We start from the raw sequence: 26,092 nt of genomic DNA, 5'->3' as shown, positions 1-26,092 counted from the left end.
TCTTTCAATGGCCTAGGCTTAGTGTGTGAAGAAGTGGAACGCTCGTATCTACTTATCTGCTTTTACTCATAAATAAGCTGTAGATTTGGCCATGTGATTAACCAGCCTTTCGCGTTTACCCGCTGCTCAAATACCGCTCTCTGCCGCTTAGGGTTATAGCTTATTTGTGCCCTAAACAAAGAGTCAAAACCAAATGCAGCAATACACTCGAAGCGATGCTTATCCAGCAAGCGAATTGCCACCGCGGTTTCTTTCTCAGGCCAATAACGCATTGCATCTAATGAGTTCAGGTATTGCGGGTCGCCATTGCGTTTATGCATGATGGCTTGATTACGTACTTGCCAATTTAAACCAGGCATTGCGCTACTAAGCACTTTCTCATAGGCCAAATATTTGTCAGGGTCAGTTTCGCTGCTATCAAAATAGATAACATCTACATCGTTTAGCTTGGTAGGTACTACCTTGTGATGCAAATGATCCCACACTACGTTTCGAACAAAACCAGCAGCAATATAGCAATCGGGCAAGTTTAGGGCCTGAACGTACTCAAGCGCCTGTACTCGAGGAAGATCTTGTTTTACTAACTCGATAATCGTTTGCATTAAAATGTCTTGAGATAGGTTTGATAAATAATCACGTTTGCAACACTTTGGCATTGTTTAGCGAAACGGCCAATACAAAAGCGCGATTCAAAACTATTTATACATTCTGACAAAAAGCAATAGTAGAGGCGATCAACACTCACCTCTTTTAGTTTTAAGGATCACTGACGTTTTAACACACTTTATAACGGGCAGTTTGCATTGCTAATAAACGCTTATAGGCTAATTCTTGTCGAACGGCTTGCGAACCTTGGCACCAATCATGGTTAAGGCTTTCCCATAAGGGATCGTTGGCGGCTAAACCCAGTGCTTGCAAATACACCCCGTCGGCCACCACAAACTGGCTTTTGTAAGGCAGTATTACCCCGCCCCTTTTAGTCTGCAGTGCTAGAGCTTCTTGGTAGCTAGCACACCAGTGGTTAAGCAACGCCATGCAAGCATTGGAATACCAAAACTTGCCACTATCTTGTTGTTTAGGCTCGCTTTGCTCACAGGACAATACCGCTTGGGCGTGTTGCCAATCGTTAAATCCCGCTTGGCGTGCTACATACAACAAAGCGTGTTTAAGTTGTGGTGATTTGCCTTTGGCTAAGGCGGGTAAAGGTGAGTTGGCGGTATGACGCTGTTTAAGCAAAATTTTACTGCGGATCTTAAGTTCTTCAATAGCTGATAACATCTCTATGTTCCTAAATACTTGTGTTGTTCCCCGCAAAACAATATTCAGAATGACATACAGTGTCGTAATGATAGGTCGCTAAACTTATCGTACTTAAGGGTGAGTTCCTCTTGGCGGGCAGGCGCCCCTTTAGCACCTGTCGTCATTCTGCCAAAAGCTCGCCGTTTATTCAAGCTAGCTAATGAACAAACTTTAACCAGACGAATCGCGGGCAGAAGTCTCCACCGAACTTGACGATTCGACCTGTTCCTCGGGGAGCAATAAACTTAGTGCAATAGCAATTAAGCCGCCCGAAGTCACCGCAGAACCAAAAACATTTTGAGCCAGTTTGGGCGCGTGTTGCAGTAAATCAGGCACCATCGTCACACCTAACCCTACCCCAAAAGACACCGCCATTATGAGTAGCTTCCGGCGATTAAGTGCCTCACTGGCGATGATTTTTATGCCCGCGGCAGCAACCGTACCAAACATAACAAGGGTTGCTCCACCTAACACAGGTTTAGGGATCTGTTGCAGCACCGCACCCAATACTGGGAACAAACCCAGCACCACCAAAATGGCCGCAATGTAGTAACCAATATAACGGCTAGCCACGCCAGTTAGTTGAATCACTCCGTTGTTCTGACTAAAAGTAGTATTGGGAAAGGTGTTAAATGTTGCCGCTAACAAAGAGTTAACTCCATCAGCCAATACGCCGCCACGAATACGTTTTAAATAAGCGTCGCCTTTAATTGGCTGCTGCGATATCGCGCAGTTGGCGGTGATATCTCCGGCAGATTCAATGGCGGTGATGAAGTAAATAAGTGCAACCGGTAAAAAAGCCACCCAATCAAAGCTAAAACCATATTTAAACGGCATAGGAATGCTCACCCAAGGTTGAGTGCCCACTGCTGAAAAGTCCAACTTGCCCATCACTGCCGCTATCAACATACCCACAGCCAAACCAATCACAATTGATGACAAACGTAACCAAGGATTTGAGCAGCGGTTCAAAGCAATAATGACCGCCAATACCACACACCCTAAACCAAGGTTTGGTAAGCTCCCAAAGTCAGGCGCTTTAAAGCCACCCGCCAAATCTGTCATGCCCACTTTAATCAGTGAGATCCCTATAATAGTGATAACAATACCGGTCACCAGCGGTGTAATAATGCGCTTCATCGCCACTAAACACTGAGAAAGAAATATCTCGATAAAGGCACCTAAAAAACATACGCCAAATATAAGCGATAGCATTTCTTCTGGCCCGCCACCTTGGCTTTTTGCAATAAACCCGGCCGCCAATACCGAGCCTAAAAAGGCAAAACTAGTGCCCTGGACACAAATCATGCCTGCGCCTATTGGGCCAATTTTCTTCGCCTGAATAAAGGTGCCGACACCCGATACAATCAAGGCCATGCTAATCAAATAAGGGATGTGTTCACCTAGACCTAGTACGCCACCAATAATCAGTGTTGGGGTAATCACTCCAACAAAACAAGCCAACACATGCTGTAATCCTGCAAAAAAAGCTTCGGCCGCTTTGGGCTGCTCGTCTAGCGTATAAATGAGTTCCTGCGATGCTTCGGTTTTCATCTTTGGCTCCGTTCATTAACATTCGGCTATCGCCGCCCAACCTGACCATTCAGTCAGTTTAATAACGCAATAAACTTGCCAGTTTACCTTTTTGTAACATTCGGGAGTTCTACAAGCCGCCTGTATCAAAGGTGTAGAGCACGAAGGGAGAAAATAATGCCGAGTAAAATATGCCAGCAAAAACATCTGTAGCAGCGTGATATTGGTGCGAATTTAGCAACCCCTGCACCACATGGTGTCACTTCCAAAAGCCTAATAAGCGAATCGTTTAAACCGGTAGCTTTAACCGTTTTTCTGCTGTTTACCATTACTAGAGTTACTAAAAGTGCTAATCATAAACAAGCATTAAAAAACTATAAATAACAGTCAGATAACTGTCTTTCATTAACGACACGTAAGCACTAAAACCAAGAATATTGCGTGATATACCTCACAGCTTAGTGACAAACTCAATTCTTAATTTAAATATCAATTAAGCCTGTTCTAGTATCTTGCCCAGCCATAACTGGTTTAAGTTCGCCCCCCAATAAAAATAATCCAAGCAAGTAATAAGATACAGGGACAAAGCTTAGCAATATCAGGATGATATGAGTGTTACCTTGCGCAAACTAGATTTGTTGTAGCCAAACTTGAGTCGCTAAGACTCAGGCTTATAACAAGGCATTTAACTAACACCCATGCCACATGTTTTTTAAAACACTATCATGGAGATACAAATGCGATTATCAACTGCCTCGGCACTGATCGGCGCGACGTTTAGCTTGTTAGTCAGCAGCGGGTCTTATGCAGCACCCACCGTTACGATTGATTTAAGCACCCAAAAATTTATTGGTGGCGTGTCTAAGTTAGACCGAGAGAAGTACTTTAATCTACATACTACCCACTCAGAAAACCAAGTCACCAGTGACGAATTAGATTACCTAACTAACGAGCTAAACGCAGGCTTTGGTCGCGGCTTTTGGAGTCCCTTCTCAGCGCACAAAGGGCACGATTCTTACCCTAATGAAGCCACCGCCAAAACCAACGGCGCAAAAAATGTGGCTAACACTAAAAATCATAGAAACTATGCCTACTTTTCAGATCGTTACATCGTTACCGATCACCCTCGCAATGCGTTCGCAGCTAACCAAGATCCGGTAAAAGCCGCAGAATGGGCCGCCAACTACTTCAAATATTACTTTGACGACAGCACACGCCCTATTTTCTATGAGCCAATCAACGAACCCTTTGTACATGCCGGTGAATTTGGCATCGATGACGATTTAGCGCGTAGCAAAATTACCGAGCTATTTAAGCAAATTGGCAAAAAGTTTGACCAAGAAAACATCAATACCCAGTTAATTGGTTATGCCGGTGCTTGGCCATCCATGGAATTGTGGGACTTTAAACACTTTGATACACGTATGAAGATGTTTATGGATAGCGCAGGTCCATACATGGATGCGTTTTCGGTGCATTTATACGATGGAGTTAACGTAACCGGAGCAAATAGTCAGCGTTCTGGCAGTAACTTAGACGCAATCTTAGATTTAGTTGAAAGCTACAGTTACCACAAGTGGGACCAAGTTAAACCCCTAGCCATTACCGAATACGGTGGAATTGAAAAAGGCTATGGCGATAGTTACAGCGACATTGCCAGCGTGCAGTCAGTTCGCTCAATTAACAACATGTTATTTCAACTAATAGACCGCCAAGACCGTTTGCTTACGTCTATTCCGTTTATTACTGGTAAAGCCGCTTGGCACTATAACGCTGCCAATAACTGGGAACCGTACGGAGCCGTAGTATCACGCCCCGATCCCACCAGTATTGTGAATGGCAAACCCACCAAGTTCTTTTGGACACCGCGGATCCACTTCTACCAATTATGGTCTGAGGTAAAAGGCCTACGGGTAAAAACACTCTCTGATTATGAAGATGTACAAGTACATGCTTTTGTTGATGGTAATACCGCTTACGTAGCGCTAAATAGCTTGTCTGAAAGCAATCAACAAGTGAACTTAGATTTTGTAAATAGCTTTGGCAGTATTGCCAATGTGAGTAAAAAATCCTTAAAGATTTATACCAACAAAGCGCCTATTTACCAAGACCAAGCCAGCATTAACACACCTAATTCTGTAGATTTAATTCCTGGTGAAACCGTAGTATTGGCTTATCGCTTCAACGGAAACCTTGAATTAAATAATACCGTTAAGGTAAACAACTATTACAGCAGTACTAACCTGCAAAAAATTACAGCTAATCAAGTGCTTAACTTTGACATTAACAATGTTGATTTAGCGAATGGCGATTCGATACTTAAAGTGAGTATTGGCCGTAAACACAACAAATCAAAGCAGCCAATTGTGAAAGTAAATGGCACCGCAGTTTCGGTACCCAGTAACTGGAAAGGTGGCGACCAAAGCTCGCGAGATGACTTTTTTGGTACATTACGCATACCTGTAAGCAATCAACTGCTGGCGAAAAATAACACCATTAGCCTTACCTTCCCTGACTCTGACGGCCGTGTTAGCTCGGTAGTTTTAGAGGTTCATAACCAAAGCAATGCCACCACAAACGAAGACAAAATTAGCTTTGCAGAACAAATCATCAGCCTTGCACCTGGTAGTAATTACGCCGTAACGGTGAACTATGAAGCCTCTATGAGCCGTGATCTTGTGGTATCGCTGTGGAACGGCCAAACCTACCTAGCAGGACAAACCCAAAATGTAGCCGCTGGTAAAGGCAGTAAAACCTTCGAGATCAGCTTAAATGCGCCGACTCAAGCAGGTGAAGAGGATTACATACTCAAAACCAATATCCGCCCGCAAGGCGGCGACGTTGCCAGCATTATTCAACAAAGCCAAATCAACGACATTAGTATTGAAGATGATAATGGCGCAGGCTTCGATCAACTAGTATTTGTAGACAGCTTCAGTGAGTTAACTAGCGCCTTGCAATACACCGTTGAACTAGATTACTCGGCAATGATAGAGCGCGACCTAGTCGTTGAAGTTTGGAATGATGACAATTGGCTAGCAGCCGGCAAAACCACTGTGAAACCCGGTGACAGCCGAGCGAGCGTTACCGTTAAACTAGGCACTGCACCTGTGATAGGTAGCACCACCTACATTCTTAAAGGGTCTATTCGCCCGGTTGGTGCTTCGTGGCAACAAAACATCGATTTTGAGCAAATCACTAACATTACTATTGTGAATGCTCTTCCTAGCGAAGACAGCACTAAATTGCTCGTAACCGAGAAAATGTTAGCGCATGCTCAGCAACAGCAATTCGATGTTGAATATAGCGCCACTGAACAGCGTGATATAGTTGTAGAGCTGTGGTTAAACGATCAATGGCTGACCCAAGCTACCACTACGGTAGAGGCAGGCGAAGGCATTGCTCAGCTAAATCTTGAATTAGATGACATACCTGTAGCGTCAAATGGTTACACGCTTAAAAACAGCATTCGACCAGTAGGTACCGAATGGCAAAGTAATATAGCTAGCGACCAAATAAACGACTTAAGCGTTGTTGCAGAAGGCATTACCCCACCAACATCCTGGACTAACCTACAGTTTAAACACAGCTATAAGTGCATGGACGTAGCCAACGGTAGAACTGAAAATGGCAGCCAATACCACCAATGGGACTGTAATACTCAAAATACTAACCAGCGTTTTATGTTTACCGACTTAGGTGATAATTGGTTTGCGATTAAAGCACAAGTAAGCGAAAAGTGTGTGGACTTAACCAGTGGTAGTCAAGCCAATGGCGCGGCCATTCAGCAATACAATTGTGGAGCAAATAACCCCAACCAAGCTTGGAAGTTAGTAGACAAGCAAAACGGCTGGTTTGAACTGCGCGCTAAAAAATCTAACGCCTGTATTGATGTAAAAAATGCCAGCGCTAACAAAGCTGCTGCTATTCAGCAGTGGCAGTGTGGTAGTCAAGCTAATCAACTAATACGCTTTGTAGAATAAAGCACAAAATAAAGCAAAACCACTAGCCGCGGCATCAAGCCAGCGGCTAGTTCCCCTCTCCTTTTTGTTCCTATAAATCACAGCCGCAACATTTTGGCTACATCAACTATGCTTGGTAAAAGCTAAACTGTGCTGAATGCCTAAGTGTGGTGCGTTTTCAATTAAACGCTGCACCACTATTTAACAATCAACAGCCACTAGCCCCGTAACAATTATTACCAGTAATCTCAACAAAGCTTGTGCAAATGGGCTTTTTTGACTTAAATCAAAAAAACATGACCAAGTGGCCAGCTTTTTGCTATCACTAATCAATACCTCACCGCCGAAATAGAAACGGAGTTCTTAATGAAACTAAATAAATGGATAAGCGCAGCGGCGTTTGCTGTAAGCAGTTTACTTGCCCCCGCTAGCATGGCAGCAGACGAGCCACTAAAAGTAGGTTTTGTCTACGTTGGCCCAGTAGGTGATCACGGTTGGAGTTACGAACACGATCAAGGTCGTATCGAGATGGAGCAACACTTTGGCGGCAAAGTAAGCACCACTTTTGTTGAAAATGTACCAGAAGGTGCTGATGCCGAGCGAGTGATTACTCAGCTGGCAAAATCGGGCCACGATGTGATATTCACTACCTCGTTTGGATTTATGAACCCCACTATTAAAGCGGCTAAGCGTTTTCCTAAAGTACGTTTTGAACACGCCACTGGCTACAAGCGCAGCAAAAATGTCTCTACCTACATACTTCGTACCTATGAAGGACGTTATGTATCGGGCGTAGCGGCAGGCATGACCACCAAAACTAACGTTATTGGTTACATTGCCTCCTTCCCTATTCCAGAAGTCATTCGCGATATTAACGCGGTATACCTTGGTGCTAAAAGCGTTAACCCAGACGTACAAATTAAAATTGTTTGGGTAAATACCTGGTACGACCCCGGTAAAGAAGCCGACGCTGCCAATGCCTTAATGGACCAAGGCGTAGACATTATTTTGCAACACACCGACAGCCCCGCGCCACTTATCGCAGCAGAAAAACGCGGCATGATGGGCATTGGCCAAGCCTCTGACATGAGTCATTTTGCCCCTACCGCACATATGTTCTCAATTCGAGATGTGTGGGCACCACATTATATTCGTACTGTAGAAGAAGTGATGGCCGGTTCTTGGAAGCCAGAAGATTATTGGGGTGGTTTTGCTGAAGAAATCCTCCAGGTGGTATCGGTTAACCCAACCTTACCCGAAGAGGTAAAAACCGCCATTAGTAGTTCAGAAGCCAAAATTAAGTCTGGCCAATTCCATCCTTTCACTGGCCCGATGAAAGACAACCAAGGCAAGGAAGTTATCCCGGCGGGTAAAACTCTAAACGACAAAGAGCTAGCCAGCGTGATGTGGTACGTAGAAGGTATCGACGCCACCATTCCAAAGTAGCATTTGACTTAAAAGCCCAGCGTTTAGCTGGGCTCACTAAGAGATACAAGCATGACCTTAGCCTTACCTATTATTGACATTGCCGCACTAAACCAAGCAGACAGCCAATGTTGGCAAGAAGTGGTGGACGCGATAGATGCAGCTTGTAGAGACAAAGGTTTTTTTTACGTGACCGGTCATGGTATTCCACCAGAGCAATTTGCAGCAGTGCAAAGCATGGCCGCCCAGTTTTTTGCCTTAAGCGAAGATGAAAAAAGCAAAATCGATATACAACGCTCAGTTAATCACCGAGGTTGGGGCCAAGTTAGCGCCGAGCAATTAGACCCCGCAGGGCCGAAAGATTTTAAAGAAACCTATGATATGGCCTTGGATTTAAGCCCCTATCACCCGCAAGTGGCCAAATGTTCTCTGCTGTACGGGCCCAACCAGTATCCCAATCTTGACGGCTTTGCTCAGCTAATGCAGCAGCATTACGAACTCACCCTACAGGTTGGACTCAAAATACTACAGGCAATGGCTATTGCTTTAGGCCAAGCGGAAAACTTTTTTAGTAAAAACTTTAGCTGCCCGATTAGTGTGTTGCGGCTGATTCATTACCCACCACAAAAAAATAGCAGCAATGGTGCTGGCGCACATACCGACTACGGTTGCATCACCTTGCTTTATCAAGATCACATTGGGGGCTTGCAAGTGCAGGATAGAAACGGCAATTGGTTAGATGCCACACCAGTAACAAACAGTTTTGTCGTCAATATCGGTGATTTAATGCAGCGTTGGACAAATGGTAAGTACAAATCTACGCCACATCGGGTCACCAGCCCTAACAAGCAAGCGACCCGCTTCTCTATGCCTTTTTTTGTAGAGCCAGATTTTGACACACCAGTAAATACCTTAGCCTCTTGTTTAGCCGAGGGAGAAACATCGAAGTACTCAGAAGTTAGCGCCGGCGAGTGGATATTATCGCGCTTCGCAGATACCTACGCATATCGCAATGAGACAACAAGTAACTAAAAATTTTCACCTTAAAGTTGACCGAGTAGACAACTTTAAGTTTGTAACAAAGGTAGGAGCAGTATGTTACAGCTAATGATTAACGACCAAGCGATAGCGCTCAGTCAGCAAGCGGCAGACACCATGCTGCTGAATTTTTTGCGTGAACAACGCAGCTTAGTCGGCACCAAAGAAGGCTGCGCCAGTGGCGATTGTGGCGCGTGTACCGTGGTAATGGTGAGCAAGACCGCTCAAGGTAAATTAAGCTACCAGCAAATTAATAGCTGTATCACTCCGCTACATTCTTTGCATGGCAAACAAATCATCACTGTAGAGTATTTAAAGCAAGGCCAGCAATTACACCCAGTTCAACAAGCGGTAGTAGATAAACACGGCAGCCAATGCGGATTTTGTACTCCCGGCTTTGTAATGTCTTTATATGCCTTATCACGCCAAGAGCAACAACCTGAACATCCCGAAGACTACCTAGCAGGTAACCTTTGCCGCTGCACCGGTTACGGCCCCTTAATAGAAGCTGCCCAACAAGTTGCAGCAGCGCCCGCCACTAATGACCATATCCAACAAAATGAAGACACCGTAAAGCACTGGATGGGCAAATGCGAACCATTAAATAGCGTGAACTATTGGCAACCTAGTAACCGCCAAGAGCTTGCCGAAATTCGCCAGCAACACCCCGACGCTAAATGGATTGGCGGCGGCACGGATTTAGCCTTAGAAGTTACTCAACTGCATCAGCGCATTCCCAAGATCATCGATCTCACCGCCCTACCAGAGTTAAGCAAAATCGAACGACTTGACGGTGGCTGGCGGATAGGCGCCGCCGTACCCTTAAGTGACGTTCATGCTTTTATGCAGCAACACTACCCCACTACCGATGAGATTTTTGCACGATTAGGCAGTATCACCATTCGTCACCGCGCCACCTTAGGCGGCAGTTTGGGTAACGCCTCACCCATTGGCGATATAGCACCGCTATTAATCAGTTTGAACGGAAAAATCGAATTAGATGATGGCTACAGCACCGAACTATATGCTCCAGAAGATTACATCACAGGTTACCGTGAAACGCGCTTAAAGCCAGAGCAATGGATTAGTGCAATTCACTTGCCCGATTTAGACCCCGACATTCAGCATCAAATCTACAAAGTTAGTAAGCGTTATGAAGATGATATTGCCACGGTGGTATTAGCCGTAGCGCTCAAATACGACAGCAATAAGCTGGTAAGCCACTGCGTGATTTCTGCCGGTGGCGTAGCCGCAAAGTCAGTGCGTTTAACTGAGTTAGAAAACTGTTTGTTAGGCGAAACCTTTACCCCCAAAAAGCTTAAACAGCTACAAGCGTTGGTGCCGCAATTTATCAAGCCGATTGACGATGTAAGAGCCAGCGCTGCTTATCGAGTGATGCTAGTGCAAAACTTGCTCAAGCGCTTTTATTTGTACTGCCACCAATTGCCAACGAGGTTAGCTGCCCATGCGTAAACTAACAACTCAGCAATTACATCAAGTGGATGTTAGCGAGATTGTAGGCCAATCTGTCCCTCACGAAAGCGCGGCAAAACAAGTGGCTGGCGAGGCCGTGTTTGTAGACGACCAAAACCTGCCCGCAGGGTGTTTACACGCCGCAGTCGTTACCAGCCAAATAGCCAAAGGTTGTGTGAGTGAGCAACAACTTGACGCACTGCACGATAATCCCGATGTGGTAGCGGTTATTCGCTACGACGATATTCCCGGTCATCAAGATATTGGGCCAATATTCCCAGGTGACCCTCTGCTCAGTGAGCAGGAAATTCGCTATCACCAGCAACCGATTGCGCTAGTACTCTGCCATAGCCACCAGCGAGCCTGGCAAGTTGCAGCACAAGCTAGCCAAGATGTAGTGCAATATCAATCTCAAGTTGAACCCATATTGAACGCTGCGCAAGCTAAACAAGCCAGCAACCCAACTCCCTTTGTTCGCCCTGCTCATCGAATGGGCAAAGCGGTAAGCCAAGACACACTTAAGCAAAGCGAACTTGTGCTCAGCGGCGAGCAACACATCGGCGGGCAAGAGCACTTCTATTTAGAAGGACAAGTAAGCCTAGCGATGCCAAGCGAAGACGGCATTTTACTGTATACCTCTTCACAGCATCCTAGCGAAGTACAAAAACTGATTGCCGAAGTGCTCAATATTGCCTTTCATCGGGTCACGGTAGATATGCGCCGAATGGGTGGCGGCTTTGGCGGCAAAGAAACCCAAGCCGCCCAATGGGCATGCTTGGCTAGCCTCGCGGCTTGGCAAACCGGTAAGCCAGTAAAAATTCGTTTACCACGCAGCGTAGATATGGCGGTAACCGGTAAACGCCATCCCTTTTACAATCGCTATCAACTAGGTGTAAGCCGTGACGGTGTGATTGAAAGTGCCAAGCTAGAAGTAAACGGGCTATGTGGTCACTCGCCAGATTTGTCTGACGCCATTGTTGACCGAGCGATGTTCCATAGTGACAACGCCTACAGCCTAAGTCAGGCAGAAGTAGTGGGTAATCGCCTTAAAACCGACACAGTATCGCACACTGCTTTTCGTGGTTTTGGTGGCCCTCAAGGCATGATGCTTATCGAGCAAGCCATGCAAGACATTGCCATTGCTACCGGCCAAGACCCCTTAGATGTTCGCTACAAAAACCTTTACCACGCAGGCAATGCCACCACCCATTACGGCATGCCCGTTGAGCAACACCAAGACATGTGTAACTTGCTCAAACAACTTGAACAAAATGCCGACTACCGTAAGCGGCGCCAACAAATAAACCAATGGAACCACAGTAATCCCACCATTAAAAAAGGGCTGGCGCTAAGCCCAGTTAAGTTTGGCATTTCTTTTACTGCCAAACACCTTAACCAAGCGGGTGCATTAATTAACGTGTATACCGACGGCAGTGTTCAGCTAAACCATGGCGGTACTGAAATGGGCCAAGGTTTACATACCAAGGTGCAGCAAATTGTGGCGCAAACTCTTGGTATTCCTTTTGACTACGTGCTCATCAAATCCACGCGTACCGACAAAGTACCGAATACCTCGCCTACCGCAGCGTCTTCGGGCAGTGACCTAAACGGCATGGCAGCGCATTTGGCGGCCGCAGACATTAAGCAACGTTTGTTAGATTTTGCGCAAAGCCACTACCAAGTCAGCGAAGAGCAAATTCAATTTGAAAATGGCCAAGTTACCTTAGGTGAAAATACTATTAGCTGGGGTGAACTGGTGCAGCAAGCGTACATGCATCGGGTGCCTCTCTCTGCCACTGGCTTCTATAAAACACCGAAGATTTGGTACAACCGTGAGCAAGCCGAAGGCCGACCGTTTTACTACTTTTCCTTAGGCGCTGCTTGCAGCGAAGTAAGCATAGATACTCTTACCGGAGAAATGAGCCTAGACCGAGTCGATATTTTGCATGATGTGGGCGCTAGCCTTAATCCTGCCATTGATATTGGCCAAATTGAAGGCGCGTTTATTCAAGGTGTAGGTTGGCTAACTACTGAAGAATTAGTTTGGAATGAGCAAGGTCGCCTGCTAAGTCAAAGCCCAGCTAACTACAAAATCCCCACTATTGGCGATTACCCCAAACAAATGAACATTAGTTTGTTTGACCAAATGAACCCCGAGCACAGCATCTACCGCTCAAAGGCGGTGGGCGAACCCCCCTTTATGTTAGCCATTAGCGCCTGGTGCGCCATTTATGATGCGGTTGCGTCGATTAGCCAACATCAGCTCGCACCGCAGTTAGATGCTCCCGCCACTGGCGAGCGAATACTTATGGCCTGCCAACGCCAATTTGATTTCTTGGAGGCACAAGATGCATAACTGGAATCAGAGTTTACAGCCTCACAATTGGTTAGACGCGTGTGGCTATTTGAAGGAGCAACAACAGGCTTATTGCATTGCTACTGTTATTGCCGAAGCGGGTTCTACTCCCCGTGCGAATGGTGCAAAAATGGTGATTAGCCAACAGCAGCAATTCGATACCCTAGGTGGTGGAAATCTAGAATATCAGGTGATCAAGCACGCCCGTGATCATCTGCAACGCGGCCAAAACGGTACTCAAATAGAACGCTTTTCATTAGCGGCCGATTTAGCCCAATGTTGCGGTGGTGCGGTGCAAGTACTGTTTGAATATTTCGCGGTTAAACAAGCACATATCACCATTTATGGCGCAGGCCATGTTAGCCATGCACTGTGCCAAATACTGTCACAACTGCCGTTTAGCCTAGAGGTGATTGATAATCGACAAGACTGGTTGGACTCAATCGCCAAATTAGGTGTGAACACCCACTATCATCCAGAGCCAGTGCAAACCATTAGCGAACTAAAACCAGCCAGTAATGTGCTGATTATAAGCCAAGACCATAGTTTAGATTTTGAACTGAGTTTGGCCGCACTAACGCGCCAAGATTTACACTTTGTCGGCGTGATTGGTTCGGCCACCAAAGCCCAGCGATTTAAATACCGACTAGCAGAAAAACTCGCTAAGCCAGAACTTAGTGAACAATTGGTTTGCCCTATTGGCTTACCTGAAGTGCAAGGTAAATTACCAATGCAAGTAGCCGTGTCGGTGAGTGCCCAACTGATCAGCCTATTGCATAACGATCACTCAAACGCTGATCAGCCAATCTTAAACGACACTAAAAGAAACCAACATAAACAACAGTGGCAAACGGTTAACTCTCTGCGCAAACAACTGGCCAGAGAAAGCAATGAGCAATAACCAAGTGCAACAAACGCTAAGTGAGTTAAACAACTTGCCGCTTAGCCAGTTTGTTAGCCAAATGGCCAGCATTTGCACCAGTAAAACGTGGCAGCAACAGCTGGCCAGTTTACGCCCTTTTCAATCACCCGAGCATTGTTATCAAATGGCCATTCAAGCCTTTAGTCAGCTAACTGAGCAGGACTGGTTAGAGGCCTTTGCGGGTCACCCGATGATTGGTGATTTAAGCAGCCTGCACAAAAAATACAGCCAAGGCAAAGACTTAAGCCAAGCTGAACAAGCCCAAGTGGCCGATGCTCAACAAACTACCCTACACGCACTACTTAAACTAAATCAAGATTACCTACGCCGTTACGGCTTCATTTTCATCGTGTGCGCTAGCGGTAAGTCAGCTGACCAAATGCTGCACTTATTACAGCAACGTTATGGCCAAAGTCGCCAACAAGAATTAATCACTGCTGCCAAGCAACAGCAGCAAATCAGCCTTCTTAGAATGGAGAACTTATTTTGAGCACATTGAGCTGCCATGTACTAGATACCAGTTGTGGCCAGCCTGCGGCTGGCATTCCCGTAGAAATTTTCCGATTTGGCGAAACCCAGAGTTTAGCTAAAGGCGTCACTAATCAAGACGGCCGATTTAGCTTTGCCGAATTACAGTTAGACGCCGATTGTTACTGCCTGCGTTTTATCACCGAAGACTACTGTAATGAACACTTTAAACAGTGCTTCTTTCCCTTAGCCGATGTGGTGTTTAACAGCGATGAAAGCCAAGCCCATTACCACATTCCCCTGCTATTAAGTGGCTTTAGCTACTCAACGTATCGAGGCAGTTAATATGACGCGACAGATTCATCGCGGCAGCATATTGCATTTTCCTCAAGCCAGTCTGAACCCCAGTGAGAACTATCAATACTGGGAAGACGGCGTATTAGTTGTTGAAAACGGTCTTATCGCTCACCTTGGCGGTGCCAAAGAATTCTTCGATGCTGAAAACACCGTTATCGAACGACTGTCGATTGTTGAGCATCAAGGCTTAATCATTCCGGGCTTAATTGATAGCCATGTGCATTATCCCCAAGTTGAAGTGATTGCCAGTTTTGGCAAGCAACTATTAGATTGGCTAAATACCTACACCTTTCCCGCGGAACAACAGTTTATTGAGGCCGCATACGCCCGCGGCCAAGCTGAGTTTTTCTTACAACAACTATTTGCTCATGGCACCACCACTGCCAGCGTGTATGCCACGGTTCACCCGCAATCCGTCACTAGCTTTTTTGAGGCAGCCCAAAGCCATAATGCGCGCATGATTTGCGGCAAAGTATTAATGGACAGAAACTGCCCCGCCGCGCTGCAAGATACTCCAGATAGTGGCTATTACGAGAGCAAACAATTGATTGAGCAATGGCATAAAAATGGTCGTCAGTTGTACGCCATTACTCCACGGTTTGCGCCCACTTCTAGTGAAGCTCAACTGGCTAAGGCTGGTCAATTAGCCAATGAACATCCAGACACATTTATTCAAACTCACTTGTCTGAAAACCCTAACGAAGTGCAATGGATTAACGAGCTATTCCCTGATTACTCCGACTACTTGGCAGTGTACGAAGCCCATAATTTAGTTAGAGAAAAGTCGCTATTTGGACATGGTATCCATCTCACTGATAGAGAATACATCGCTTTGGCCGCATCTGGCGCTACCATCAATTTTTGCCCTTCATCAAACCTGTTTTTAGGCAGCGGATTATTTAACTATCAGCGTGCCCAAGCCAACGGGGTTTTGGTCGCCCTCGCCAGCGATGTTGGCGGCGGTACTAGCCTTAGCATGTTTGCTAATCAAGCCGATGCCTACAAGGTTTGCCAGCTACAACAAACTAGCCTAAGCCCTTTCGATTCCTTGTATTTGTGTACTCAAGGCGCAGCCGTTGCTATGGGCATAGACACCCAAGTAGGCAATTTAAATGTGGGCAGCGAAGCGGACTTTGTTGAACTTGATATGCAGCCCACGCCAATGCTTAGCCAGCGCTTAAATAAAGCGCGCGGTTTAAGTGAACAGTTATTTGCCATTAGCACCTTAGGTGACGACCGCGTGATTAACGCCACCTATGTAGCAGGTAAGCAAGTTTATAAAAAAGGACAACACTATGTGGCCACAGCTGTATGAATGGTTAGCACTATTTATTAAATGGTTTCATGTTATTGCAGGCATCGCCTGGATAGGTGCGAGCTTTTATTTTGTTTGGTTAGACAACAACCTAAAGACACCACCAGATTGGAAAAAACAAAAAGGCATTAAAGGCGACTTATGGGCAGTGCATGGCGGAGGCTTTTACGAAGTTGCCAAATACCAAGTCGGCCCAGAGAAAATGCCTGAGAAACTGCATTGGTTTAAATGGGAAGCCTATAGCACTTGGATAAGCGGCACCTTGCTGCTGTTTTGGATTTATTATTTACGGGCCGACGCCTACTTAATCGACCCACAAATAATGGCATTAAGCACCACTCAAGCCATTGCCTTAGGAGTGGGCGGTATTACATTAGGTTTTGCCCTATACGAAGGGCTATTACGTTCACCCATTACCAACAAACCTCTGCTGCTTAGCTTGAGCTTGGTAATCATTGGCGCGCTATTTTGTTATGGCTTCACTCAAGTATTTAGCGGCCGAGGGGCATTTATTCATATGGGTGCGCTAATTGGCACTATTATGGTGGCCAACGTTTGGATTAAAATTATTCCCGGCCAAAAGCAAATGGTGGCACAAGTTAGCGCAGGCGAAACCGTAGACCCCGCTCCGGGTTTAGAAGCTAAACGCCGCTCGGTGCACAATAACTACCTCACCCTGCCGGTGATTTTTTTGATGATTAGCAATCATTACCCAATGATTTACCAACATAGCCACAGCTGGTTAATACTGTGTGCCTTAATTGGTTTAAGTGCTTGGATCCGCCACTTCTTTAACTTAAAACATCAAGGCGTTCACAAACCTGCCATTATTGTCAGCGGCGCTACAGGTTTACTGTTACTGGCGGTGTTTTTGAGCTGGAGTCAGGCTAAATCAAATGCGCAGGCTCTAGCTAGTGCTAGCACCGAGATCAGTGTTGAAGGTGAAAGCTCGATGAGCGAGCAACAGCGCCAAGTAATGAGTATTGTTCAACAACGCTGTGCCACTTGCCATAGTCGTATGCCTACCGACGACACCTTTAGCGCCGCACCTGGCGGGGTGAATCTCGATACTTGGCAGGATATAGAGCGTTGGCGTGTTCGAATCATTGAGCGTTCAGTAGTCACCAAAGACATGCCGTTTTTAAACAAAACCCAAATCACCGAGAGTGAGCGTCAAAGCCTACAGCAACTGTTAGCCCAACCGTAAAAAACGCTAAAACATTAAACGCATTACTAGCTTACGCTGGCAATGCGTTTTAGCTGTAACTCATCTCGCTAAGCAAAACTATTTTGCTTAAGCACTTCACTCATAGCTAATTGACCTCCACGAATACCGGCAGGTTTAGCCGCTTTTCCTACCGCGATAATCATGCCGATGACATGGTCTGATGGAAGCTTTATCAACTCGGCCAGTTGCTCAGCATCAAAGCCAATCATTGGGCAACTGTCGTAACCCAAACCCTTCGCCGCTAGCATTAACGTTTGTGCAGCCATGCCGCAAGAGCGCATCGCTTCATCACGTTGCAACTCTGCTTTACCTTGGTAAAAGTTACCTAACATTCCCACCAGCAAGCTTTGGGTTTTAGCATCAACAGCAGACCAATAGCGCTCTGGGCTATTAGCCCAAGCTTGAGTATCGGCACACAGTATAATCAGCTCAGCCGCCTCACTCACCTGCGCTTGCCCCCAAGCAGCTTGCTTAACTTGCTCTCGCATACCGACATCGGTAATTCGAACAAAGCGCCAATGCTGGATATTGTAAGAGGTAGGAGACAATAGCACCGCCTCCATCATTTGGGTGAAGTGTTGCGGCTCCATTGCTGCATTTGTATCAAAGTGTTTAACGGCGCGGCGTTGTTGTATGGCAGTAAACAGTTCCATGGTGGCTCCATAAGCTGAAGAAAGTTAATCAATTCCTGTTCAGCTTAATCTGTTTCATATTTGGTGATAATACGGAAAATAGTAAAGATACTGTTGAGCTCAAGTTTACAGTTTACCTGTCTTTACTATGCACTTATCAATAAATAGACCGCACGCTTATTTCTTCAAAAAAGAGATGTATCAGTAATGTTTAAGCCCAAAACATCAGCTAAGATAATGAGGCTTTCATCGTTTTTTCAACAAGCTAGGTGTAAAAAAGGCAAGAACATTGAACGTATATTTAAGACAGCCAGAGCGCGCTGATTTAGAGGAACTCAGCGAGTGTTACCAAAACAGCGAGATTTTTCATCGCCCTTGGAGCTACCCGCCTAAAAACGTGCGCGCTTATTTGGAAGAGGAACACCGCCAATTAGTGTGTTTAGCTGAAACTGGCGAGATCGTTGGTACTTTTAATATCTCGGCAATCATTCGGGGTCATTTTCAGTCAGCTTATCTTAGCTACGAAGTGTTCCACCCTCACCAGGCCAATGGCTATATGAAAGCAGGTATTCGCCTATTACTAAACTACGCCTTTGAAGAGTTAAATTTACACCGCTTAGAAGCCAATATTCAGCCCGGTAACAAAGCCTCGATATCGTTAGTGGCTAAAGCAGGGTTTGTGAAAGAAGGCTTATCTAAAAGCTACTTAAACATTGGCGGTAAAGGCTGGAAAGACCACGAACGCTGGGCCATTCTTAACCCTAAGTGGCGAGCCATATAGAGCCTATCTATCGCCTAACTCTCTCACACCGTCCGATCTTAAATAACAACCTTGTTTTCTTTTTTGTTAATGAATAGCTACAGTCTACTAATAGAGGGTTCTGGTTTATAGCTAGGCTTAACATGGACATTATTAGCAGGTTTTTGGGTAACATCTCTCTTTGGGAATTAATGGTGTTGGCAGCAATTATTTATGTCGTCACTCAACCCGAACTTCGCAAGCGCATAACCAAGCTAAAGTTTGGTCAGTTTGAATTAGAGCTGCAAGCCCTAAAAGAAGATCTAGAAAAAGGTAAAGAAAGAATAGTTGAATTGGAATCGGAAATGGAAAACGATCGCCGCCAGTTTGACGACATTCTACAAAGATTTGATCCTAATGCCCCTGTTGGCCAACTCGCTCATGCGAGGCAAGCCATTAAAGCTGAAGCCCGTAATCTATCAGAAACTGATACTTTAGCTGACTATCTCAGCCTTAAATCCTCAGCGGAAGAGCTCTATGTAGCCGCTGTAAGCATTAGAGAAAAACGCCCTGTGGCCCTGCTTCCAGAGCTAATCCGTTTTTTGGATGAACTCGCTAGTAACAAAGAACTTGGCGGATTTAGACTAAACACCATTTGGACTTTAACCAGCGGCCTACACCGCACGCTCATTGCGTGTATTCGTGATGGCGTAACACCGATGCCAGACCAACAAACCTTAGCGTACGCCCAGCAAGTGCTGCTTAAGCTCAACAATCACTCCAAGGTACAGGCTGATCGTCCCGACGCACCACTCAAAGGGATTCAAGGCCCAATTAAACATGCCCAAACTTGGTTAGATAAGGCCATCGCTGCAGATGATAACAACGATGGTTAGTTTATGACCGAAACGATAAACAAGCTGGAGTAAACAATTAGCTTTTGTTTACTCCAGCTCCCAATAAGGCTGATCTGCCGCTAAGTACTCCACAGCAAAATCTATAAACGCCCTCACCTTTGCTGGTAAATATTGGCGTTCGGCAAATACCGCATGAATGGTTTTGTTGGGCATTTTAAATTCATCTAACAATGTCACTAAACGGCCGGCTTTAATATCTGGCCCAGCAACAAAGGTAGGCAATCGGCCAATGCCTAATCCCTGCAGCATGGCATCACGCAAGGCTTCACTGTTATTGACTCGATAATTGCCTTTTACCTCTATTGATTGTGATTGTCCGTCACGCATAAACGTCCACTCTTTCACATCTTGCGAATAACTAAACTGTAAGCAATTATGCTGGCTTAACTGCTCTATTTGCGTGGGAGAGCCATGTAATTCTAGGTAGGCTGGCGAGGCGCACAATACACTATTTAGCGGTGCTAATTTGCGTACAATAAGCGATGAATCGGGCAAGTCGCCAGCGCGAATAGCAAGATCAAAGCCCTCGGCGACTAAATCATTGACCTTGTCGTCCATCATCATATCAATGCTGATTTTGGGATAACGCGTTAAAAACTCGGCGATTAACGGGGCTATATGCAAACGACCAAAAGACATAGGCGTGTTTATACGCAGCAAGCCTTGCGGCTCCCCTTGTAATTGCGCCACTGCGTCTTCGGCATCTTTAGCGGCATTATGCGCTTTAGCAGCATGCTCAAAATAGTGTTTTCCCGCCTCGGTTAAACTGAGTTTACGGGTCGTTCGATGTAGCAACTTTACGCCAAGGTGTTGTTCTAACTGGTTTACCCGCTTGCTCACCGCCGATTTAGAAATACCCAAACTGCGCGCCGCAGGCGAAAAGCCGCCGCTTTCTACCACTGCAACAAACACAGGAATTGCCGAAAACCCATCCATAGCTTCACCACTGTCAACTTAAACTCAACAGTTATTATCAAATTTAGGGAATTATCAGTCAATACGATTACGATTAAACTGGCGCTGCTTCCTTAAATGAGATATTCACAATGATCAACAGCCAGCACTTAGCGCCAGCAAACTCATTAATAAACACCAACAAAGGCACCCACGGCTTAATGCTCATCATGGTGGCATTCGTGGCTAGCTCGTTTCCCGTGGGCTCAGCTATTACTTATGCCCTTCCACCAGTGGTGATGATGTTTCTGCGTTTTTTAATGGCCGCCCTATTGTTCGCCCCTTATGTAATAGCGAAAAACGGCTGGGCACTACCGCCACTGCGCGCCTTGTTCGGCTATGCCTTACTTAGCATTCCCTTGGTGATATTTTTTTGGTGTATGTTCGAAGCGTTGCGTCATACCAGCGCCATTAACACTGGCGCACTTTATACCACCTTGCCAGCAATGACAGCGCTCGCTAGTTACTTAATCAATCACCAAGCAATAAGTAAGCGTCGCCAACTGGGCTTATTAATAGGTACTGTAGGCGCTTTATGGATTGTATTTCGCGGCCAAATTAGCGCTCTGGTTAACTTACAGCTGAACAGTGGCGACCTGTTGTTTTTGGTGGGTTGCTTAAGCTTAAGTGTTTATAACCCCTTAATGAAAAAATGCTATCGTGGCGAGCGCCAAGAGCTAATGACCTTTTGGGTTATCTTGTTTGGTGCCGTTTGGTTATTGGTATTAGCGTTACCCAGCTTTAGCCAAATAGATTGGAGCAGTGTTACATTTAGGGTATATGCGGGCATTAGTTATCTGGCCTTGTTTACCACTCTTATCACCTTCTTTTTATTACAAATTGGCACCTTAAAATTAGGGCCAACTAAGGTGGCAGCTTACAGCTACTTAACCCCACTATTTGTTATTTTACTCACCGTTTTAATGGGTATAGAACAACTAGATTGGCAAACCTTACCAGGTGCAGCGTTCATTTTGATAGCAATGTTATTAATCCAAAACGAGCCTAGATAAGCGCTATTTTTGTTGACCAATACTGTGCTTCTCAAATAAGGTGTGCGTAGTTTTTGCAAACGCTACAGGAAGTACACTATGGCTCAAGCTGATACCACAAGTTTCATAGAAATCCTCACCCAAGATCCAGATCAAATTCGCTTTGAAGATAGCATGGCTATTATTGAGGCTAACTACAGTTTTACTCCGAGCGCGTTTACTAATGGTGAACAAAATAATGCCGCAGGAGAAAACTCAGGTTCATGTAAAGTGTTTGCTTTTGCCCAGCTACAAGCCTTAAGTAAGCAGCAAACTCTCGCCTTATTTGGCCAGTACTACCAAGATGTACTGGATACCCCTCAAGGTGAAGATCATCAAAACATTCGTCAGTTTATAAAAAATGGGTGGAACGGGATTTCATTCTCTCAGCCAGCCTTAAGTAAAAAAGTATAAACACCAAAAAAGCCGCATGAGCGGCTTTTTTAATACACAAAATCTGTCTCTGCTTCAATCCGCATTTTCAACGAATTACGGTGTGTTAATCACAAAACTTAACCCTTCACATACCCTTTAACTCCCGCTGAGCCTTAGCAAGCTAGTGCTCTACGTTTTATTTCCAAGAAAACTTTTGGAATGGTTTGTCTATTGGCGTTTCAGCAAGGTGGTTAGTGTAGTTGCTCATTACTTTTTGCGCTAAACCTAAAACAATCTCTAACATCTGGCGCTGAGTATACCCGGCTGCAAAAAATGCTGCCATTTGTTGCTTGGTCAAGTTACCGCGGCTACGCGTCATTGCTAGTGCCGTGTCGCGTAACACTTGTAACTTTTCAGTTGGCATCACTTGGCGCTCGCGCAATGCTTCGGTTAATACAGGGTCAACTTTCATCATATGGGCAATTCCAGTATGCGCAGGTACACAATAGCCACACTCGTGCTCAACGTTAAAGGTTTGCCACACCACCGTTAGTTCTTCGGCGTTAAATGATGACTCCATAAACAGTTTATGCAGCACTTGGTAGCCTTCTAACAAGCCTGGTGCTTCGGCCATTATCGCGTGTAGGTTTGGCAACATGCCATTGGTTTTTAGTGATTTCTCAGCCAACGCTTTGCTTGCTTCAGGTGCGGTTTCTACAGTGTGGATTGTAAAGTTGCTCATTATTTTTACCTATCTAATAACCATTATGAACTTAGTCACGAGGTGATTTAACTGCTCTGCCCCGTTGCGATAGAAGATCTATAAACAACCATGAACGATCATTCAAGACAATCCTGAACACTCGTTCAAAATTTTTTCGAGAAAAATTAAGACAATTAACAATTGTTAAGCGTAAGCAGCTAATAATAAAAAGTAATTAAGGAAATAAGATAAAATGAAACGGCTAGAACGTGTAGTGAAAAAAATAGGAGCTTAAGTATTATGGTTGGCTAAATGCTTAGGCGTTTTCGCCCAAATTAATGGCGTGTTAGTGGTACTAAGGCCATGGGCTTTGCTCGTTTTAAGCACCAGAAGGGCCTGAGTTTATGATTGAGCGATACCTACTCACTGCTTGCCCTCCTTTCTAAAATAAAACAAGGACAGAGTCACTTAATAAACAGTAATTCTGCCCTTGTTGGTCAGCTAACATTTAAACGCTTTACTCGTAAATAGGCGCATCATAGTTATAGCCTTCATCGGAATAGGCGGTAACCATTGCATCTTCCACTAAGCCAGTTTCTGCCTGAACCTGCGTTTCGAAAAAGTGTTGTACTTGTTTTCTACGACCATGCGCAGCCCAAGATTCCGGGCTATCCCAAACTTCGTTAAATACAATTGGGTACTCGTTTCTAGTAGCGCTTGGATGGTCAATTTGTCGCGTTAGCATGTACTGAATACAGCCTTTCTCGCGATAAGAATCTGGCTCAAGTGCTTTAAGCACCTCAAATAACTCAGCTTCCTTTCCTGCTTTTGGTTTGAACTGAGCTAATACATATACACGGCTTGTCATAAAATTCTCTTTCTTTTAAGGTTTAGGGAAATAGTAAATAATTGTAGAAGAAACTAACAGAGTAAAACGAGCTTAAATAGTGAGGATACTTTAGATCGGTCAAGCCAAGCTTTGCTATAGAAGGCTTAGTACACAGCCTTAAGCCAGAGTGGTTTGATTAGACAAATTCAGACCTATTTTATTCTCAGTCAAAACCTTTGCCACATTCACTACAACAGTTAGTGGGCAACTGCCAACCAGAGGGATTTACTGATTTGTAAATAACAGGCTCTCCACAATCATTGCACTTAAGAGTTAACACATACAGTCCAAAGTAAGCTAAATAGCCAATGGCGACCCAATATGTGATAGATACTGTTTCTAGACTACTTTGAAATGAACCTTCATCACCGAACAACGCATTAGCGGTATACAGTACGATAAGGATCATTACCCGAAAATAAAAACTCTTGACCATCCTTGTCACTAGGCCACTCCTATTGATAACGATTCGCTAAAGAACAAGTAATCATATTCTACTGACTTTAAAGTCAAAAAATATTCAACTCAAGTGCCAAAGTGCGAGGTATTGATCTCGTCACGCACCAATTATGCCCTCTTGGTCGAATGCCTTATAAAGTGGCTAAAATACGGCCTATTTAACCAGCTTCGAAAGGTAGGGAATATTGCGGTGGAGGTTATTCCACGGTAGTCCGTAGCCGATTAACATGTCGTTGTTTGGCATTTCATAGGCGTAGTGCTGAGGTACAGAAATATCCACTCGCCCCGGCTTTACAAACAGGGTGGCGATACTGATGGATTTGAGCGCGTAAGACTCACTTAAATAAGTCACCAAGCGCTTCATGGTGCCGCCCGACTCGATGGCGTCATCAACCACAATCACATGCTGGTTCTCAAGCGTGATATTTTGATGGAATACAATGGTGGAGTTGTTATTGCTGTCGCCCGGCGTATGCGGGCAAGAGATGGTATCCATGCCAATATCAAAGCTTAATTCTCGCACGAGATCTGCAGTAAACAATACGCCACCCGGTACTACGCTAATAATAACTGCACTCTCGCCTTGGTATTTTTGATTAAGTTGCTCTGCTACTTTGCTTACGCCCTGCTGGATTTGGCGCTGGCTTAGCACTAACTCACCAATGTGTTTATTACTCATATCACTACCTTTTCACTGTTATTTGTCGTTACTATTCGACTTTTTTTGAGCTTACTTTGCTGGCACTTCAGCATGCTGAAGTAGATTAGTTTGCGGCCACTGCTTTAGCCGTTCGGTGCTAAACAACATAACGCCACTAAAGATAGACAAGGCTATTGGCAGCGCGATAAACGATGTTGAACCAGCAATCACACCAATCAATGGTGGCATTAAAGTAGTCCCCACATAAGCACAGGCCATAGACAAACCAATAATGGCCTGTGAGGCTTGTTTTCCAAAACGCACTGGCGTGAGGTGAATAGTATTGGGGTAAATAGGCGCGCAGCCTAGGCCAATCAAAATTAGCCCCAATTTAGAGACTAGCGGTGAAATAGGTGCAAGTAACAAAACTACGCCCACAAAAATAGTGATTACGCCCACTCGAATCAGTTTGTCTTCTGTAATACGCTCGGCAATAAAGCCACAGAAAAAGCGCCCTAGGGTGATACCTAAAAAGTACATAGCTGTCCAAAATGCGGCAACCGATGCACTCACGCCCTTTTCGGTAATTAAGTAACTGGCCGCCCACAAACCCGTACCCGCCTCTAAAGAGCAATAACAGAAAAAAGTGAGTAGCTGTAGTTTCACGCCTTTGATCTTTAAGGCAGTGCTATTGCTGATTAAAGCTTGCGGCTCGCCACCAGCTCTTAATGCTTCACTGGAGGCTTTTTTCCATAAAGGGAGAGCTAGTAGAAGCACTGCCACCAAAGCAAACTGACTGTAAGAAATGGTGGTGTAACCCTCTCGCCAGCCCTGTTGTTGGCTCAAGTACATGGCCATAAATAGTGGCCCAGCGGTGGCCCCTACTCCCCAAAAAGAGTGTAGGTAATTCATATGTTTGGCTTTGTAGTTAAGCGCGACAAAGTTGTTTAAAGCGGCATCTACCGCGCCAGCGCCTAAGCCCAACGGCACTGCCAGTAATACTAGTAGCCAAACATTATCAGCATAACTAAAGCCATAAAGCGCGATGGCGGTCATCAATACACTTACCGCCACCACTTTGCCTGTACCAAAGTGATGGGTAACTCGGCTAGATAGTAAGCTTGATATCACCGTACCTGCGCTCACTACAATGGCGATGACCCCAGCAAACTCCAGATTTGAGTTAAGATCGCCACTCATAATCGGCCAAGACGAGCCCAGCAATGAGTCGGGTAAGCCTAAACTGATAAAGGCTAAGTAGATTATGGTAAGTAGTAACATCAAACAGGGCTCTGGAGTGGTTTTATGAAAACGATACTCCCAATAACTATTGCTTAGTAGCTAAATACTCTCTTAAACTATAACAAAGCTCCCAAA

Annotated in this window: 23 protein-coding genes; 14 read left to right on the top strand and 9 right to left on the bottom strand. The window is 45.2% G+C overall.

What is annotated here, in order from left to right:
* Nucleotides 1–62: 62 nt before the first annotated feature.
* The 3 genes from FFR00_RS19915 to FFR00_RS19905 all read right to left on the bottom strand — a co-directional run bounded on the left by FFR00_RS19915 (nt 63) and on the right by FFR00_RS19905 (nt 2,853).
* Nucleotides 63–602 (bottom strand): nucleotidyltransferase family protein, encoded by a 540-nt coding sequence (locus FFR00_RS19915; RefSeq protein ID WP_137675172.1) that lies wholly within the window; start codon nt 600–602, stop codon nt 63–65.
* A gap of 172 nt (nt 603–774) precedes the next feature.
* Complete coding sequence (locus FFR00_RS19910; protein ID WP_137675171.1) at nt 775–1,278, bottom strand: hypothetical protein; 504 nt, start codon at nt 1,276–1,278, stop codon at nt 775–777.
* Nucleotides 1,279–1,470: 192 nt separating this feature from the next.
* Nucleotides 1,471–2,853, bottom strand: a complete 1,383-nt coding sequence (locus FFR00_RS19905; protein WP_137675170.1) for a nucleobase:cation symporter-2 family protein — start codon at nt 2,851–2,853, stop codon at nt 1,471–1,473.
* Nucleotides 2,854–3,569: 716 nt separating this feature from the next.
* On the opposite strand from FFR00_RS19905, the gene FFR00_RS19900 reads away from it, so the two are divergent.
* From FFR00_RS19900 to FFR00_RS19855, 10 genes are all read left to right on the top strand, one after another.
* A complete protein-coding gene (locus FFR00_RS19900) occupies nt 3,570–6,815 on the top strand; it encodes an RICIN domain-containing protein (RefSeq protein WP_161985212.1) in 3,246 nt (1,081 codons plus the stop codon).
* A gap of 345 nt (nt 6,816–7,160) precedes the next feature.
* Nucleotides 7,161–8,240 carry a BMP family ABC transporter substrate-binding protein gene (locus tag FFR00_RS19895; protein ID WP_137675168.1) on the top strand — a complete coding sequence of 360 codons (1,080 nt, stop codon included), beginning with the start codon at nt 7,161–7,163 and terminating at the stop codon, nt 8,238–8,240.
* Between the two features lie 51 nt (nt 8,241–8,291).
* Nucleotides 8,292–9,251, top strand: coding sequence for an isopenicillin N synthase family oxygenase (locus FFR00_RS19890; protein ID WP_137675167.1), 960 nt, complete (start codon nt 8,292–8,294; stop codon nt 9,249–9,251).
* A 63-nt stretch (nt 9,252–9,314) separates the two neighbouring features.
* Nucleotides 9,315–10,730: a xanthine dehydrogenase small subunit gene (gene xdhA / locus FFR00_RS19885; RefSeq protein WP_137675166.1), complete on the top strand. Its 1,416-nt coding sequence runs from the start codon at nt 9,315–9,317 to the stop codon at nt 10,728–10,730.
* Nucleotides 10,723–13,086, top strand: coding sequence for a xanthine dehydrogenase molybdopterin binding subunit (xdhB, locus tag FFR00_RS19880; protein ID WP_137675165.1), 2,364 nt, complete (start codon nt 10,723–10,725; stop codon nt 13,084–13,086). Before xdhA ends, xdhB begins: the two co-directional genes overlap by 8 nt.
* Nucleotides 13,079–13,987, top strand: coding sequence for a xanthine dehydrogenase accessory protein XdhC (gene xdhC, locus FFR00_RS19875; protein ID WP_137675164.1), 909 nt, complete (start codon nt 13,079–13,081; stop codon nt 13,985–13,987). The genes xdhB and xdhC overlap by 8 nt, the downstream gene beginning before the upstream one ends.
* The gene (gene uraD / locus FFR00_RS19870; protein WP_137675163.1) at nt 13,977–14,498 is read left to right on the top strand and encodes a 2-oxo-4-hydroxy-4-carboxy-5-ureidoimidazoline decarboxylase; all 522 of its coding nucleotides are present in this window, start codon (nt 13,977–13,979) and stop codon (nt 14,496–14,498) included. The genes xdhC and uraD overlap by 11 nt, the downstream gene beginning before the upstream one ends.
* Complete coding sequence (gene uraH, locus FFR00_RS19865; RefSeq protein ID WP_137675162.1) at nt 14,495–14,821, top strand: hydroxyisourate hydrolase; 327 nt, start codon at nt 14,495–14,497, stop codon at nt 14,819–14,821. The genes uraD and uraH overlap by 4 nt, the downstream gene beginning before the upstream one ends.
* Nucleotide 14,822: 1 nt before the next feature.
* Nucleotides 14,823–16,148: a guanine deaminase gene (gene guaD / locus FFR00_RS19860; RefSeq protein WP_137675161.1), complete on the top strand. Its 1,326-nt coding sequence runs from the start codon at nt 14,823–14,825 to the stop codon at nt 16,146–16,148.
* A complete protein-coding gene (locus FFR00_RS19855) occupies nt 16,129–17,355 on the top strand; it encodes a urate hydroxylase PuuD (protein WP_137675160.1) in 1,227 nt (408 codons plus the stop codon). The genes guaD and FFR00_RS19855 overlap by 20 nt, the downstream gene beginning before the upstream one ends.
* A 68-nt stretch (nt 17,356–17,423) precedes the next feature.
* Here the strand turns inward: FFR00_RS19855 and FFR00_RS19850 are convergent, their stop codons facing one another.
* Entirely contained in the window at nt 17,424–18,029 is a 606-nt protein-coding gene (locus tag FFR00_RS19850; protein WP_137675159.1) for a nitroreductase family protein, read from the bottom strand.
* A gap of 268 nt (nt 18,030–18,297) precedes the next feature.
* Here FFR00_RS19850 and FFR00_RS19845 point away from each other — a divergent pair, with 268 nt between their 5' ends.
* On the top strand, nt 18,298–18,789 hold the full coding sequence (locus FFR00_RS19845) for a GNAT family N-acetyltransferase (RefSeq protein ID WP_137675158.1): 492 nt from the start codon (nt 18,298–18,300) through the stop codon (nt 18,787–18,789).
* Nucleotides 18,790–18,911: 122 nt separating this feature from the next.
* Nucleotides 18,912–19,643, top strand: coding sequence for a hypothetical protein (locus FFR00_RS19840; RefSeq protein WP_137675157.1), 732 nt, complete (start codon nt 18,912–18,914; stop codon nt 19,641–19,643).
* Nucleotides 19,644–19,691: 48 nt separating this feature from the next.
* On the opposite strand, the gene FFR00_RS19835 is transcribed toward FFR00_RS19840, so the two are convergent.
* Nucleotides 19,692–20,600 (bottom strand): LysR family transcriptional regulator, encoded by a 909-nt coding sequence (locus FFR00_RS19835; protein ID WP_137675156.1) that lies wholly within the window; start codon nt 20,598–20,600, stop codon nt 19,692–19,694.
* 110 nt (nt 20,601–20,710) lie between these two features.
* Here FFR00_RS19835 and FFR00_RS19830 point away from each other — a divergent pair, with 110 nt between their 5' ends.
* Nucleotides 20,711–21,631, top strand: a complete 921-nt coding sequence (locus tag FFR00_RS19830) for a DMT family transporter (RefSeq protein ID WP_137675155.1) — start codon at nt 20,711–20,713, stop codon at nt 21,629–21,631.
* 78 nt (nt 21,632–21,709) lie between these two features.
* Nucleotides 21,710–22,063 carry a HopJ type III effector protein gene (locus FFR00_RS19825; protein ID WP_137675154.1) on the top strand — a complete coding sequence of 118 codons (354 nt, stop codon included), beginning with the start codon at nt 21,710–21,712 and terminating at the stop codon, nt 22,061–22,063.
* A gap of 157 nt (nt 22,064–22,220) precedes the next feature.
* Here FFR00_RS19825 and FFR00_RS19820 read toward each other — a convergent pair whose 3' ends face one another.
* From FFR00_RS19820 to FFR00_RS19805, 4 genes are all read right to left on the bottom strand, one after another.
* Entirely contained in the window at nt 22,221–22,766 is a 546-nt protein-coding gene (locus tag FFR00_RS19820) for a carboxymuconolactone decarboxylase family protein (protein WP_137675153.1), read from the bottom strand.
* Nucleotides 22,767–23,244: 478 nt separating this feature from the next.
* Complete coding sequence (locus tag FFR00_RS19815) at nt 23,245–23,595, bottom strand: putative quinol monooxygenase (RefSeq protein ID WP_137675152.1); 351 nt, start codon at nt 23,593–23,595, stop codon at nt 23,245–23,247.
* A 634-nt stretch (nt 23,596–24,229) separates the two neighbouring features.
* Nucleotides 24,230–24,754 (bottom strand): phosphoribosyltransferase, encoded by a 525-nt coding sequence (locus FFR00_RS19810; protein WP_137675151.1) that lies wholly within the window; start codon nt 24,752–24,754, stop codon nt 24,230–24,232.
* 51 nt (nt 24,755–24,805) lie between these two features.
* Nucleotides 24,806–25,996: a sugar MFS transporter gene (locus FFR00_RS19805; RefSeq protein ID WP_137675150.1), complete on the bottom strand. Its 1,191-nt coding sequence runs from the start codon at nt 25,994–25,996 to the stop codon at nt 24,806–24,808.
* Nucleotides 25,997–26,092 lie beyond the last annotated feature (96 nt).

Origin of the sequence: Agarivorans sp. Toyoura001, assembly GCF_005405585.1 — a bacterium.
Lineage (GTDB): Bacteria > Pseudomonadota > Gammaproteobacteria > Enterobacterales > Celerinatantimonadaceae > Agarivorans.
The sequence above is the reverse complement of the archived record's forward strand: the minus strand, read 5'-3'. Positions and strand labels throughout refer to the sequence as shown.

Coding starts and splice junctions, on each gene's coding strand:
- FFR00_RS19915 (WP_137675172.1), bottom strand. CDS start 602: ATGCAAACGATTATCGAGTTAGTAAAACAAGATCTTCCTCGAGTACAG.
- FFR00_RS19910 (WP_137675171.1), bottom strand. CDS start 1,278: ATGTTATCAGCTATTGAAGAACTTAAGATCCGCAGTAAAATTTTGCTT.
- FFR00_RS19905 (WP_137675170.1), bottom strand. CDS start 2,853: ATGAAAACCGAAGCATCGCAGGAACTCATTTATACGCTAGACGAGCAG.
- FFR00_RS19900 (WP_161985212.1), top strand. CDS start 3,570: ATGCGATTATCAACTGCCTCGGCACTGATCGGCGCGACGTTTAGCTTG.
- FFR00_RS19895 (WP_137675168.1), top strand. CDS start 7,161: ATGAAACTAAATAAATGGATAAGCGCAGCGGCGTTTGCTGTAAGCAGT.
- FFR00_RS19890 (WP_137675167.1), top strand. CDS start 8,292: ATGACCTTAGCCTTACCTATTATTGACATTGCCGCACTAAACCAAGCA.
- xdhA (WP_137675166.1), top strand. CDS start 9,315: ATGTTACAGCTAATGATTAACGACCAAGCGATAGCGCTCAGTCAGCAA.
- xdhB (WP_137675165.1), top strand. CDS start 10,723: ATGCGTAAACTAACAACTCAGCAATTACATCAAGTGGATGTTAGCGAG.
- xdhC (WP_137675164.1), top strand. CDS start 13,079: ATGCATAACTGGAATCAGAGTTTACAGCCTCACAATTGGTTAGACGCG.
- uraD (WP_137675163.1), top strand. CDS start 13,977: ATGAGCAATAACCAAGTGCAACAAACGCTAAGTGAGTTAAACAACTTG.
- guaD (WP_137675161.1), top strand. CDS start 14,823: ATGACGCGACAGATTCATCGCGGCAGCATATTGCATTTTCCTCAAGCC.
- FFR00_RS19855 (WP_137675160.1), top strand. CDS start 16,129: ATGTGGCCACAGCTGTATGAATGGTTAGCACTATTTATTAAATGGTTT.
- FFR00_RS19850 (WP_137675159.1), bottom strand. CDS start 18,029: ATGGAACTGTTTACTGCCATACAACAACGCCGCGCCGTTAAACACTTT.
- FFR00_RS19840 (WP_137675157.1), top strand. CDS start 18,912: ATGGACATTATTAGCAGGTTTTTGGGTAACATCTCTCTTTGGGAATTA.
- FFR00_RS19835 (WP_137675156.1), bottom strand. CDS start 20,600: ATGGATGGGTTTTCGGCAATTCCTGTGTTTGTTGCAGTGGTAGAAAGC.
- FFR00_RS19830 (WP_137675155.1), top strand. CDS start 20,711: ATGATCAACAGCCAGCACTTAGCGCCAGCAAACTCATTAATAAACACC.
- FFR00_RS19825 (WP_137675154.1), top strand. CDS start 21,710: ATGGCTCAAGCTGATACCACAAGTTTCATAGAAATCCTCACCCAAGAT.
- FFR00_RS19820 (WP_137675153.1), bottom strand. CDS start 22,766: ATGAGCAACTTTACAATCCACACTGTAGAAACCGCACCTGAAGCAAGC.
- FFR00_RS19815 (WP_137675152.1), bottom strand. CDS start 23,595: ATGACAAGCCGTGTATATGTATTAGCTCAGTTCAAACCAAAAGCAGGA.
- FFR00_RS19810 (WP_137675151.1), bottom strand. CDS start 24,754: ATGAGTAATAAACACATTGGTGAGTTAGTGCTAAGCCAGCGCCAAATC.
- FFR00_RS19805 (WP_137675150.1), bottom strand. CDS start 25,996: ATGTTACTACTTACCATAATCTACTTAGCCTTTATCAGTTTAGGCTTA.